This window comes from Pseudomonas sp. TAE6080, from assembly GCF_018732265.1.
In the GTDB taxonomy this organism is placed as follows: domain Bacteria; phylum Pseudomonadota; class Gammaproteobacteria; order Pseudomonadales; family Pseudomonadaceae; genus Aquipseudomonas; species Aquipseudomonas brenneri.
In genome coordinates this window covers 100187-113693 of the sequence record NZ_JAHIDY010000001.1, presented here as the reverse complement: position 1 = coordinate 113693, position 13507 = coordinate 100187, and the positions used below count along the sequence as shown (strand labels likewise).

Below are 13507 nucleotides of genomic sequence, written 5' to 3'. Positions count from 1 at the left end.
TCATGACCATGACCACACCTACTCCCGTGTCAGCAGTCGATCAAAGCCTGCTGTACCCGTCGCCGTACAAAGAATTCTGGCAAGCCTTCTCCAAGAACAAAGGCGCGGTTGCCGGCCTGCTGTTCATGCTGCTGATCGTGTTCTGCGCGATCTTCGCCCCGTGGGTTGCCCCCCATAACCCGAGCGAGCAATACCGTGACTTCCTGCTGACCCCACCCTCGTGGCTTGAAGGCGGGCAGATGCAGTTCCTGCTGGGCACCGACGAACTGGGCCGTGACTTGCTGTCGCGCCTGATCCAGGGCTCGCGCCTGTCGTTGCTGATCGGTTTGTCATCGGTGGTGATGTCGCTGATTCCGGGGATCCTGCTGGGCCTGTTCGCCGGGTTCTTCCCGCGCCTGCTCGGCCCGACCATCATGCGATTGATGGACATCATGCTGGCCCTGCCATCGCTGCTGCTGGCCGTGGCGATTGTCGCCATCCTCGGTCCTGGCCTGATCAACACCGTGATCGCGATTGCCATTGTGTCGCTGCCATCCTATGTGCGCCTGACCCGCGCCGCCGTGATGGGCGAGCTCAACCGTGACTACGTGACGGCCGCGCGCCTGGCCGGTGCCGGCCTGCCGCGCCTGATGTTCGTCACGGTGCTGCCCAACTGCATGGCCCCCCTGATCGTGCAGGCCACCTTGAGCTTCTCCTCGGCGATTCTCGATGCCGCGGCCCTGGGTTTCCTCGGCCTTGGCGTGCAACCGCCGACGCCTGAGTGGGGCACCATGCTGGCTTCGGCCCGTGACTACATCGAACGTGCCTGGTGGGTCGTGAGCCTGCCGGGTCTGACCATTTTGCTCAGCGTGCTGGCAATCAACCTGATGGGCGACGGACTGCGCGATGCGCTGGACCCGAAACTCAAGAATGCCGCGTGAGGAGATTCCCATGTCACTGCTAGAAATCAAGAATCTCAATGTGCGCTTCGGCGACAAGACTGCCGTGCCAGTGGTCGACGGGCTCGACCTGTCCGTGGACAAAGGCGAAGTATTGGCCATCGTTGGCGAGTCGGGTTCGGGTAAATCCGTGACCATGATGGCGCTGATGGGCCTGATCGAGCACCCCGGCATCGTCAGCGCCGACTCGCTGACCTTCGACGGCAAGGACATGCTCAAGCTGAGCAATCGCCAGCGCCGGCAGATCGTCGGCAAAGACCTGGCGATGGTCTTCCAGGACCCGATGACCGCGCTGAACCCCAGCTATACCGTGGGGTTCCAGATTGAAGAAGTGCTGCGCCTGCACCTGAAAATGTCCAGCAAGCAAGCGCGCAAGCGTGCCATCGAGTTGCTGGAAAAAGTCGAAATCCCCGGCGCTGCCAGCCGCATGGACGCCTACCCGCACCAGTTGTCGGGCGGCATGAGCCAGCGTGTGGCGATTGCCATGGCCATTGCCGGCGAGCCCAAGCTGCTGATCGCGGATGAGCCGACCACAGCGTTGGACGTGACCATCCAGGCGCAGATCATGGAGTTGCTGCTGGCCCTGCAAAAAGAACAGAACATGGGCCTGGTACTGATCACCCACGACCTCGCGGTAGTGGCAGAAACCGCCCAGCGCGTGTGCGTGATGTACGCAGGCCAAGCCGTGGAAGTCGGCCAGGTGCCGGGCTTGTTCGACGTGCCTGCGCACCCTTACAGCGAGGCATTGCTGGCGGCGATCCCGGAACACAGCATGGGCGCCGAGCGCCTGGCAACCTTGCCGGGCATCGTCCCCGGTCGCTATGACCGCCCGCAAGGCTGCCTGTTGTCGCCACGCTGCCCGTACGTGCAGGACAGCTGCCGCCAGACCCGTCCGAGCCTGGACCCGCAAGCCCACAGCCTTGTGCGCTGCTTCTACCCCTTGAACCAGGAGGTGGCGTAATGGCCGTCGTTCTTACCGCCCGCGACCTGACCCGTCATTACGAAGTGTCCCGTGGCCTGTTCAAGGGCCACGCCACCGTGCGTGCCCTCAATGGCGTGTCGTTCGAGCTGGAAGCCGGCAAGACCCTGGCTGTGGTGGGTGAGTCCGGTTGCGGCAAATCCACCCTGGCCCGTGCGCTGACGCTGATTGAAGAGCCCTCGTCCGGCTCCTTGAAAATCGCCGGCCAGGAAGTCGCCGGCGCCGACAAGGCCCAGCGCAAGCAACTGCGCAAAGACGTGCAGATGGTGTTCCAGAGCCCTTACGCGTCGTTGAACCCACGGCAGAAAGTCGGTGATCAACTGGGCGAGCCGCTGCTGATCAACACCAACCTGTCCGCCGCCGAGCGCCGGGAAAAAGTCCAGGCGATGATGAAGCAAGTGGGCCTGCGCCCTGAGCATTATCAGCGCTACCCGCATATGTTCTCCGGTGGCCAGCGCCAGCGGATCGCCCTGGCCCGGGCGATGATGCTGCAACCCAAAGTGCTGGTGGCGGACGAACCGACCTCGGCGCTGGACGTGTCGATCCAGGCCCAGGTGCTCAACCTGTTCATGGATTTGCAGCAGCAGTACAACACGGCCTATGTGTTCATCTCCCACAACCTGGCGGTCGTCCAGCACGTGGCGGATGACGTGATGGTGATGTACCTCGGCCGCCCGGTGGAAGTGGGCCCCAAGGAAGACATCTACGCACGCCCCCTGCACCCGTACACCCAGGCGCTGTTGTCGGCCACCCCGACCATTCACCCGGACCCGAACAAGCCGAAGATCAAGATCGTCGGCGAACTGCCCAACCCGTTGAACCCGCCATCTGGCTGCGCCTTCCACAAGCGCTGCCCGTACGCGACCGAGCGCTGCAGCAGTGAAGAGCCGCTGTTGCGCGAACTGGACAACCGCCAGGTGGCCTGCCATCACGCGGAGCAGTTCGTCGCCTAAAGCCTGTGGGAACGGGCTTGTGTGGGAGCGGGCTTGCTCGCGAAAGCGGTGGGTCAGCCCCCCATTCAGTGACTGATACGCCGCCTTCGCGAGCAAGCCCGCTCCCACAGGGGATCGTGGTGATACCGAGTTGTACAGCCTCTCCCGCCAGATTGCGCATCAGTCTGGCAGGAGGGGCTTTTTTGTTTTTGGGGGCCGCATCGGGGCTTGGGCAAAGTGTAAAAGTTGTAAATGACATTTACTTGTATTTGATAATGAATAGCATTCCGGCGCATAGAGCGCGCCGAATCCTGCTGGAAGGCAATTCTGGTGCGTCTCGCTCAGTTGCCACCTTCCTTAAAGGATTTTGCGGACATGTCACCTCGATTCAGGCTCAGCCATTTCTCCCTGGCGTTTATCGCCGCCCTTTCTTCCCCCGCACTGCTCGCAGACACCCAGGAAAGAGAACACGGCAAAGTGCCGGTGCAAGCGAGCGACCTGCCCGTCGATGGCACCTCCCAAGCGTTGGAACTGAGCGAAACACGAATCCTGGGCACCGCCGCCGAAGAGCTCAAACAAGCCCCCGGCGTGTCGATCATCACCGCCGAAGACATCAAGAAGCGCCCCCCGACCAACGACCTGTCGGACATCATCCGCCGTGAGCCAGGCGTCAACCTGACCGGCAACAGCTCCAGCGGTAGCCGTGGCAACAATCGCCAGATCGACCTGCGCGGCATGGGCCCGGAAAACACCCTGATCCTGATCGATGGCAAACCGTCGACCTCGCGCAACGCCGTACGCTACGGCTGGAGCGGCGACCGTGATACCCGTGGCGAAACCAACTGGGTACCGGCCGAGGAAGTCGAACGCATCGAAATCCTGCGCGGCCCGGCAGCCGCGCGTTATGGCTCCGGCGCCATGGGCGGGGTGATCAACATCATCACCAAGCGCCCAACCGACCAGTTGCACGGCTCGCTGACCACCTACGTGTCGCTGCCCGAAGACGATGCCGAAGGCATGAGCAAGCGCACCAACTTCAACCTCAGCGGCCCGTTGAGCGATACCTTGGCGTTCCGCGTCTACGGCGGCCTGAACAAGACCGATGCCGATGACGCCAACATCAACCAGGCCGAGCAGGCCAGCGCCGACTCGTTGGTAGCCGGCCGCGAAGGTGTGCGCAACAAGGACGTCAACGGTCTGCTCAGCTGGCAGTTCACCCCCGAGCAAACCCTGGACCTGGAAGCCAGCTACAGCCGCCAGGGCAATATCTTTGCCGGCGACACCATGCTCAACGGCGGCGGCACCTTCGTTAACAGCCTGGTGGGCAAGGAAACCAGCGTGATCCAGCGCAGCAGTTTCTCCGCCACCCACCGCGGCGAGTTTGACTGGGGTTCGACCATGGCGTCGCTGAGCCACGACCTGACCCGCAACGCGCGTCTCAACGAAGGCCTGGCAGGCTCCGGCGAAGGTGCCCCTTCTGCCACGGCGGGTGCTTTTGAGTCGCGCCTGCGCAATACCCGGGCGACTGCCGAAGTCAACCTGCCCCTGAGCTTCGGCACTGAGCAGGTACTGACCCTGGGCAGCGAATACCTCTACGAATCGATGAACGATCCAGGTTCACTGCGTCCGCAAACCTTTGACCCAGGCACCGGCGGTGTACCCAGCATCCCAGGCGTCAGCCGCAGCAGCACCAAGACCACCGCGTCGAGCTATGCGTTGTTCGCCGAGGACAACATCGAAGTCGGTAGCAAGACCATCATCACCCCCGGCCTGCGCTACGACAATCATGAAGAGTACGGCGGCAACTGGAGCCCGAGCCTTAACGCCTCGCACCAGTTGACCGATGAACTGAGCCTCAAGGGGGGTATCGCCCGGGCCTACAAGACGCCGAACCTGTATCAATCCAACCCCAACTACTTGCTGTACAGCCGCGGCAATGGCTGCAATGCCAGCGAAGCCAACTCGGGCGGTTGCTACCTGATCGGCAACCCGAACCTGAAACCGGAAATCAGCGTCAACAAGGAAATCGGCCTGGCCTTCGACAAAGGCACCTGGCGCACCAGTGCGACCTACTTCCGTAATGACTACAAGAACAAAATCAACGCCAGCAACCAGGCCGCTTTCCGCCTGGACGGTGGCCGCCGTGTATTGCAGTGGGAAAACAGCGGCGCGGCACTGGTCCAGGGGATCGAAGGCAACCTGTTCATGGACCTGCGCGACGACCTGGCCTGGAACACCAACCTGACCTACATGATCGACTCCAAGGACAAGGACACCGGCGAGCCACTGAGCATCATCCCCAAGTACACGGTCAACACCACGCTGGACTGGCAGGCCACCGACAAGCTGTCGTTCCAGGTCAGCGGCACCTACTACGGCAAACAGGAAGCGCCGACCCTCAACTCGCGCAGTGCCAATAACTACGACAGCAGCGCACAGCAGGATGTCGACCCGTACGGCCTGATGGGCTTGAGCAGTGGTTATGAGTTCACCAAGAACCTGAGCGTACGCGTGGGTATCGAAAACCTGCTGGACAAGCGCCTGTATCGCAAAGGCAATGCTGATGATGCTGGCGCGCAGACCTATAACGAGCCGGGGCGTGCTTACTTTGCATCGGTGACTGCTTCGTTCTGACGGTACGCCTCAACGAAAACACCTGCACCGCCCGGCCTGCCGGGCGGTGCTTTTTCCGACGATGTTGAAGTCTCGCCGATCAAGTTTTATTCGAACTTATCTGTAATCCCCGCCCAGAATAGACAACTAATAAAGAAAACAACTACAACCAACACTCGTTAACTCCCCACCACACTTCGCAGAATCCGAAATATGTAACACCTCCCACTTTAATATTGCCCCACAAAAAATCCACGATTAAAGTCTGCCGTCCAAACCCTCATCAACAGGTAGACCCTTATGCAGTATCGCGCCATATCCCGCTCACTCGAAAACTTACTTGACACCATCTACAAAGATGGCAACGTCACCTTTGACGAATTCAAAACCCTCCAGAAAGAATCGGATCGTCGCTGGGAGGCGGTCATGGAAGAGCTTGGCAAGAACAACACGCTAATCTCTTTCCAAAGCGCCATGGATGTTGCCCTGCACTTGCTCTACCTCAGTGTCGAGCACATAAAAAACCAGGAGTTGACCGACTTTGGCGAAGCGCTTGTAAAAGATGCGGTGATTGCACAGGTTGAAGCGGTGCGGGTGGGGGCGGAGCTTTCCTTGAAACAGTTGAAGGTAGGGCCCAACACCCTATAAGTTTCTGCTATTCGTTACCCACAAAAAGGGCAAAGCCATGATAGCTTCGCCCTTTGATAAATACTCACAAGACACTCCACGACCTCAATCACTTCCCACCCAGCATTGCAAATAGCCACCCTCAAACCATTTACACCATCAATAAACAAACGCCATGAGTGTTCATTAGGCCCTGGCACCCACCCCACCAAGCATGATTTCCTATACCGAACCGCCAGATAAAGAAGCATTATTCGCCTCCAATATACAATACCCTTTTATATGCTTGCTCAGTGAGTTTCGATGCGCTACAAAGTCAAATTCAATATAAGCCGCTTTTTGATAAACATTAACAATTCCAGTAACACTTCCCGCCTTACCTTCCCAGCGTTCCCCTAGATAAAAATATGTGGCTTCGACATCCCCTCCGATAGAAACATCGTCCCCCCAAAACTCTCTCCCATATTTAAAATCAAGATAAACACCCGTTTCCCGGATAGTATTATCAGCACCTCGCCCCAATAAAATCGCCGTAGTTCTATCTCCCATATCCAAAAAATATGTGTATTTATAAGCTGGAGCAATAAGGCTACCGCCATCAACAGTGTATTCAAAGACACCATGGGAATTTAACAGATTCTTCTCTATTTCCTGACGATCCAACATGATTTCACTCTCCAGATGCAACCACCGAAAGGCACATACCTCCCACCAACAAGATTAGAAGCATGCTATTTATCGTCAACTGTCAATCTTGACAGTTGACAACTCAGTAAAAACCATAAGTCCTAATGATATTCGCGTGGCGTGCGAAACTTACACCCGGCTGGCGCTCCTCTATCAACATCTGTTGACTCAGATCGAGATTGGTAGATAACCACTGGGCCTTAAAATCAATTCCTACCAGACAACCAAAGTTTGACTTTTTATCCAAAAAGCCCGAGAGCACAATAAATAACTTTACCGCTTTATCAATCATAATGCTTGTACAGCCTCAGCCTTCTCCATTCAAGCCTTTCAAAGAAACCACCCAAATCAACATATGTACGGAGTACCTGAGACTTTGTATGCGTCATAGGCTTCGCAAAAAATCAGAAACGTGAACTCGATAACGTGCCAAGTGCAATAGCTTTATACTGAATCAATTGAGGAAGAGAAATTACTCTCCTTCAACAGAAGACGCCCCTTTATATGCTTAACCTGTGAGTTTCGCTGCGCTGTAAAATCAAACTGGAAAAACGCCGCTCTTTGCGAAGAGCTGAACATCCCAGTAATACTCCCTGCCTGGCTACCCCAGACTTCTCCTGCATTGTAAAAATTGGCGATGAGATCTCCTCCAAGTGGAGCATCAACCCCCCAGAACTCAAGTGACTTATCATAGGTGAACAATAAATGAACACCCGTTTGCTGGACATCAGAATCAGTATCCCGCCCAATAAAAAATGTATGGGTTCTATTCTGAAAAAAATGAGCATATTTATAAACAGGAATAACAACTACCCCTCCATCCACTGTATATTCAAATCTCCCCTGGGCATTTAACAGATTCTTTTCTATTTCCTGACTGTCTAACATGATATCGCTCTCCAAGCCCTGTTATTGAAAGACATACGCCTCTCACCTACAAAGTAGGAAGCACGACATTCAGTGTCAACTGTCAACCTTGACAGTTGACAGTCCAGAACCTCTCAGAAACTAAAAAGCCCTACAGACATAAATCTGTAGGGCTTTCAGTTCAGCGACAAATACCTGTGTTAATGATGCTCACGCGTCGCGCGGAACTTCACATCCGGCCAACGCTCTTCCATCAACGCCAGGTTCACCCGCGTCGGCGCCAGGTAGGTCAGGTGACCACCGCCGTCGATGGCGAGGTTTTCCACGGCCTTGTTGGAGAATTCCTCCAGTTTCTTCTTGTCGCTGCAATCGATCCAGCGCGCGGAGTACACGGTGATTGGCTCGTAGGAGCACTCGACCTTGTATTCCTCTTTCAAGCGGCTGGCCACCACATCGAACTGCAGCACACCGACGGCGCCGAGGATGATGTCGTTGCTGCGCTCGGGGAAGAACACCTGGGTCGCGCCCTCTTCGGCCAATTGCTGCAACCCCTGGCGCAGTTGCTTGGACTTGAGCGGGTCGCGCAGGCGTACGCGGCGGAACAGTTCCGGGGCGAAGTGCGGGATACCGGTGAAGCCCAGTGCTTCGCCTTCAGTGAAGGTGTCGCCGATCTGGATGGTGCCGTGGTTGTGCAAGCCGATGATGTCACCGGCAAACGCTTCTTCCAGCTGTTCACGCTCGGAGGAGAAGAACGTCAGGGCGTCGCCGATGCGCACGTCCTTGCCGGTACGCACATGGCGCATCTTCATGCCTTTTTCGTATTTGCCGGAGCAGATACGCATAAAGGCGATACGGTCGCGGTGCTTGGGGTCCATGTTCGCCTGGATCTTGAACACGAAACCGGTGAACTTTTCTTCGACCGGCTCAACCGTGCGCTCGTTGGCAACTCGCGCCAATGGTTTGGGCGCCCAGTTCACGACCGCATCAAGCACGTGATCGACACCGAAGTTGCCCAATGCCGTACCGAAGAACACCGGGGTCAACTGGCCGTCGAGGAATTCCTGCTGGTTGAATTCGTGGCAGGCGCCCTGCACCAGCTCAAGTTGGTCGACAAACCTGTCGTACTCGTCACCCAGGTGGGCGCGGGCTTCGTCGGAATCGAGCTTCTCGATGATTTTCACATCGGTGCGTTCGTGACCGTGGCCGGCGGTGTAGACAATGATGTAGTCGTCGGCCAGGTGGTACACGCCCTTGAAGTCGCGGTAGCAACCAATCGGCCAGGTAATCGGCGCAGCCTTGATTTTCAGGACGGCTTCGATTTCATCGAGCAGTTCGATCGGATCACGGATATCACGGTCGAGTTTGTTGATAAAGCTGACGATCGGCGTGTCACGCAGGCGGCAGACATCCATCAGCGCGATGGTACGTGGCTCAACGCCCTTACCACCGTCGAGGACCATCAAGGCCGAGTCCACTGCGGTCAGGGTACGATAGGTATCTTCGGAGAAGTCTTCGTGGCCCGGGGTGTCGAGCAGGTTGATCATGTGTTCGCGGTAAGGGAACTGCATGACCGACGTGGTAATGGAAATACCCCGTTGCTTCTCCATCTCCATCCAGTCGGAAGTGGCATGGCGATCAGACTTGCGGGATTTCACCGTGCCGGCCACAGCGATCGCCTTGCCCATCAGCAGGAGCTTTTCGGTGATGGTGGTTTTACCGGCATCGGGGTGGGAAATAATGGCGAAAGTGCGGCGTTTCGCGACTTCGGCGGCCTGGTGGGTCATGGGAAATCGCCTGGCAGGTGAGTCAAAAAAGGGCGGCGAGTATAGCGTAAATCAAGGCACCCAGACCACCGCTCACCCGATTGGGGGTGGCTAAATGCTGCCAATTATGGAACCTTTTAAAAGGCGGAGACGTCCACTCCCCTGTTATCGCATTGGTAACAGAGGCTGAAATATCAGCAAGTTAGCCTGACGGGGCTGCGCTCATGGTTCGACCAAACGCCGTATTACCGGCATTGGCGAGCTGCTTTTCGCGACCACATTGACCGGCAGCCAGGAATGGCAATGCCACACGGGAATGTGCTCGCCGACTGAAATAAAGGAGTCCGCCTGTGGCTATTCGCTATGGCAAAGGGCTGATAGGAGGAGCGGTTGTCGTCGCTCTCCTGGCCCTGCTGATCCACTGGATCGGCATCAACACGATCGAGATGTACCGCGACGATTTGTTGTTTTACCTGCAAGCACACCTGATCCTCGTTCTAGTCTCCATGCTGGCCGCCCTCGTTGTAGGGATTCCCGCCGGTATCCTGCTCAGCCGACCGAATATGGTCGGGCGCGCAGAACGCTTCATGCAGATCTTCAACATCGGCAACACCGTCCCTCCCCTGGCCGTACTGGCCATCGCCCTCGGCGTCCTCGGCATCGGCAGCGGCCCTGCGATCTTCGCCCTGTTCCTCGCCTCCCTGCTGCCTATCGTGCGCAACACCTATGAAGGCCTGAAAAACGTGCAGGGCTCCCTGAAGGAAGCTGCCGTCGGCATCGGCATGACCCCGCGCCAGGTGCTGTTTCGCGTCGAACTGCCCAACGCCGTGCCCATCATCATCGGTGGCGTGCGCGTGGCCCTGGCGATCAACGTCGGTACCGCACCGCTGGCGTTCCTGATTGGTGCCAACAGCCTGGGCAGCCTGATTTTCCCCGGCATCGCCCTGAACAATCAGCCGCAATTGCTGCTTGGCGCCGCGTGTACCGCGCTGCTGGCCTTGCTGCTTGACGGCCTGGTGACCATGGCCAGCCGCCTCTGGCTGGAACGCGGGTTGCGTGCGTCTTAAGGCTGGGTAAAGGAATCGACATGAAAAAAATAAGCTTGATATTAGGCTGCGTCCTGCTGTTTGCAGGCATTGCGCAAGCCGCTGAAAAACCGGTGATCCGCATCGGCGCCCGAGTGTTCACCGAGCAGACCCTGCTGGCGGAAATCACCTCCCAGTACCTGCGCACCAAGGGTTACGAGACCCGCGTGACCGGTGGCCTGGGCAGCAACCTGGCGCGCAGTGCCCAGGAAAGTGGGCAACTGGACCTGATCTGGGAATACACCGGCGTATCCCTGGTGGCTTACAACCATGTGGACGAGAAGCTCGACAGCGAACAGTCCTACGCAAGGGTCAAAGAACTCGACGCGAAAAAAGGCCTGGTCTGGCTGTCGCCGTCGAAGTTCAGCAATACCTACGCCCTGGCACTGCCAGAAAAAGTGGCCGCCGAGCACCCGCAGATCAATACGATCAGCGACCTGAACAAAGCCATGCGAGAGGACACCAAGGAGCACCGCCTGGTGGCTCTGGACACCGAGTTCGCCAACCGTTCCGACGGCATGGCCGGCATGGTCAAGCTGTATGAGATGAACCTGACTCGCGAAAACACGCGCCAGATGGATGCCGGCCTGGTCTACACCGCGCTGCGCAATGGCCAAGTGTTTGCCGGGCTGGTGTACACCACTGACGGGCGCCTCAACGCCTTCAAGTTGAAGCTGCTGGAAGATGACCTGCATTACTTCCCGGACTACACCGCCGCGCCCGTGGTGCGTCAGGTTTATCTGGATGCCCACCCGCAACTGGCCGCCGAGCTCAAGCCACTGGCGGCGCTGTTCGACGATGAAACCATGCGCCAGTTGAACGCGCGGGTCGACGTCGACCATGAAAGCCCGTCCGCAGTTGCCGCTGACTTCCTGCGCCAGCACCCACTCAACTAAAGAGGAGAAGACATGGAATTTTTGAACGCCTTTTCCCATCTTGATTGGGCCCAAGTCCTGCACCTGACCTGGCAGCACATCACCCTGGTCGGTATCGCCGTGATCCTCGCAATTGTCGTCGGTGTGCCCCTGGGCGTGCTGATGACCCGTTTCCCGACCCTCGCCGGCCCGTTGCAGGCCAGCGCCACAGTGTTGCTGACCGTGCCGTCCATCGCCCTGTTCGGCCTGCTGCTGCCGTTCTACTCCAAGTTCGGCCAGGGCCTGGGACCGATGCCGGCGATCACCGCGGTGTTCCTCTACTCGCTGTTGCCGATCATGCGTAACACCTACCTGGCGCTGACCGGCGTGGAGCCTGGGATTCGCGAAGCCGCCAAAGGCATCGGCATGACCTTCGGCCAGCGCCTGCGCATGGTCGAGTTGCCCATCGCGGTGCCGGTGATCCTCGCCGGCGTGCGCACTGCCGTGGTGATGAACATCGGTGTGATGACCATTGCCGCCACCATCGGCGCCGGTGGCCTGGGTGTACTTATTCTGGCTTCCATCAGCCGCAGCGACATGTCGATGCTGATCGTTGGCGCCGTGCTGGTCAGTCTCCTGGCCATCTTCGCCGACCTGCTTCTGCAATGGCTGCAACGCTCGCTGACTCCAAAAGGATTGCTCAAATGATCGAACTTCAAAACCTGTCCAAGACCTTCCAAAGCAACGGCAAGACCATTACTGCCGTTAACGATGTGAGCCTGACCGTCAACGAAGGCGAAATTTGTGTGTTCCTCGGCCCGTCGGGTTGCGGCAAGAGCACCACGCTGAAGATGATCAACCGCCTGATCCGCCCGACCTCGGGCAAGATCCTGATCAACGGCGAAGACACCACCGACCTCGATGAGGTGACCCTGCGCCGCAACATCGGCTATGTGATCCAGCAGATCGGCCTGTTCCCCAACATGACCATCGAGGAAAACATCGTGGTGGTGCCCAAGCTGCTGGGCTGGGACAAGCAGAAATGCCATGACCGCGCCCGCGAATTGATGAGCATGATCAAGCTCGAACCCAAGCAGTATCTGCACCGCTACCCGCGCGAGTTGTCCGGCGGCCAGCAGCAACGGATCGGCGTGATCCGCGCCCTGGCGGCCGATGCGCCGTTGCTGCTGATGGACGAACCGTTCGGCGCGGTCGACCCGATCAACCGCGAGATGATCCAGAACGAGTTCTTCGAGATGCAGCGTGCGCTGAACAAGACGGTGATCATGGTCAGTCATGACATCGACGAGGCGATCAAGCTCGGCGACAAGATCGCGATCTTCCGCGCCGGCAAGCTGTTGCAGATCGACCACCCGGACACCCTGCTGGCCCATCCTGCCGACGATTTTGTCAGCAACTTTGTCGGCCAGGACAGCACCCTCAAGCGCCTGTTGCTGGTCAAGGCCGAGGACGCGGCAGACAACGCCCCGTCGGTCAGCCCGGAAACGCCGGTGGCCGATGCCCTGGAGTTGATGGACGAGCATGACCGGCGCTATGTGGTGGTCACTTGCGCCGAGAACAAGGCGCTGGGGTATGTGCGACGTCGCGACCTGCATCGTCAGACCGGTACCTGCGCCCAATACCTGCGCGAATTCAACGCCACGGCGGCGTTTGACGAGCACTTGCGCATCCTGCTGTCACGGATGTACGAGTTCAACCGTTCGTGGCTGCCGGTGATGGATGCCGAGCGGGTGTTTTTGGGTGAAGTGACCCAGGAGTCGATTGCCGAGTACCTGAGCTCCGGCAAGTCCCGTGGGGGCAAGACCAGTATTGTGTCGCCCGCAGAAACAGCCCAGGCCTGATAGACCGCTATCGCAGGCAAGCCAGCTCCTACAGTTGAAATGCATTCTCCTGTGGGAGCTGGCTTGCCTGCGATGAATACACCGCAAATCCATCTGATTAACCCCATCCGGGGAACATCAATCCGTCACACCGGTCGGTTACATAAGTAGCTGCACGGCGCCTCGCGACGAACGCGTGCACAAACGCGACATTTTTAGTTGATCTCAAGCCCCTCACGCCCTAAAGTTCGCGCCGAACGTCCATGCTGGAAACGATCCATCCGGCTCAAGTACTGACGACGAGACAGCAAGGCCAAGGGA

12 protein-coding genes are annotated in these 13507 nt (G+C 58.1%); 9 read left to right on the top strand and 3 right to left on the bottom strand.

The window, feature by feature from the left end:
* Positions 1-8 precede the first annotated feature (8 nt).
* The 5 genes from KL786_RS00540 (at position 9) to KL786_RS00520 (ending at position 6110) form a co-directional block, all read left to right on the top strand.
* The gene (locus KL786_RS00540; protein WP_038443398.1) at positions 9-920 is read left to right on the top strand and encodes an ABC transporter permease subunit; all 912 of its coding nucleotides are present in this window, start codon (positions 9-11) and stop codon (positions 918-920) included.
* Between the two features lie 10 nt (positions 921-930).
* A complete protein-coding gene (locus KL786_RS00535; RefSeq protein ID WP_215516374.1) occupies positions 931-1899 on the top strand; it encodes an ABC transporter ATP-binding protein in 969 nt (322 codons plus the stop codon).
* Positions 1899-2870, top strand: a complete 972-nt coding sequence (locus KL786_RS00530) for a peptide ABC transporter ATP-binding protein (protein ID WP_215516373.1) — start codon at positions 1899-1901, stop codon at positions 2868-2870. Before KL786_RS00535 ends, KL786_RS00530 begins: the two co-directional genes overlap by 1 nt.
* A gap of 354 nt (positions 2871-3224) precedes the next feature.
* A complete protein-coding gene (locus KL786_RS00525; RefSeq protein ID WP_215516372.1) occupies positions 3225-5483 on the top strand; it encodes a TonB-dependent siderophore receptor in 2259 nt (752 codons plus the stop codon).
* 279 nt (positions 5484-5762) lie between these two features.
* Complete coding sequence (locus KL786_RS00520; protein WP_215516371.1) at positions 5763-6110, top strand: hypothetical protein; 348 nt, start codon at positions 5763-5765, stop codon at positions 6108-6110.
* A 201-nt stretch (positions 6111-6311) separates the two neighbouring features.
* On the opposite strand, the gene KL786_RS00515 is transcribed toward KL786_RS00520, so the two are convergent.
* The 3 genes from KL786_RS00515 to KL786_RS00505 all read right to left on the bottom strand — a co-directional run bounded on the left by KL786_RS00515 (position 6312) and on the right by KL786_RS00505 (position 9427).
* A complete protein-coding gene (locus KL786_RS00515; RefSeq protein WP_215516370.1) occupies positions 6312-6755 on the bottom strand; it encodes a hypothetical protein in 444 nt (147 codons plus the stop codon).
* A gap of 465 nt (positions 6756-7220) precedes the next feature.
* Entirely contained in the window at positions 7221-7664 is a 444-nt protein-coding gene (locus KL786_RS00510; RefSeq protein WP_215516369.1) for a hypothetical protein, read from the bottom strand.
* A 179-nt stretch (positions 7665-7843) separates the two neighbouring features.
* Positions 7844-9427, bottom strand: a complete 1584-nt coding sequence (locus tag KL786_RS00505) for a peptide chain release factor 3 (RefSeq protein WP_032860140.1) — start codon at positions 9425-9427, stop codon at positions 7844-7846.
* Between the two features lie 329 nt (positions 9428-9756).
* Here KL786_RS00505 and KL786_RS00500 point away from each other — a divergent pair, with 329 nt between their 5' ends.
* The 4 genes from KL786_RS00500 to KL786_RS00485 are packed head-to-tail and all read left to right on the top strand — an operon-like array spanning position 9757 to position 13207.
* Entirely contained in the window at positions 9757-10473 is a 717-nt protein-coding gene (locus KL786_RS00500; RefSeq protein ID WP_215516368.1) for an ABC transporter permease, read from the top strand.
* 20 nt (positions 10474-10493) lie between these two features.
* The gene (locus tag KL786_RS00495; protein WP_215516367.1) at positions 10494-11387 is read left to right on the top strand and encodes a glycine betaine ABC transporter substrate-binding protein; all 894 of its coding nucleotides are present in this window, start codon (positions 10494-10496) and stop codon (positions 11385-11387) included.
* 12 nt (positions 11388-11399) lie between these two features.
* Positions 11400-12053, top strand: a complete 654-nt coding sequence (locus KL786_RS00490) for an ABC transporter permease (protein ID WP_027604864.1) — start codon at positions 11400-11402, stop codon at positions 12051-12053.
* Positions 12050-13207, top strand: a complete 1158-nt coding sequence (locus KL786_RS00485) for an osmoprotectant ABC transporter ATP-binding protein OsmV (RefSeq protein ID WP_215516366.1) — start codon at positions 12050-12052, stop codon at positions 13205-13207. Before KL786_RS00490 ends, KL786_RS00485 begins: the two co-directional genes overlap by 4 nt.
* The last annotated feature ends 300 nt before the right edge of the window (positions 13208-13507 follow it).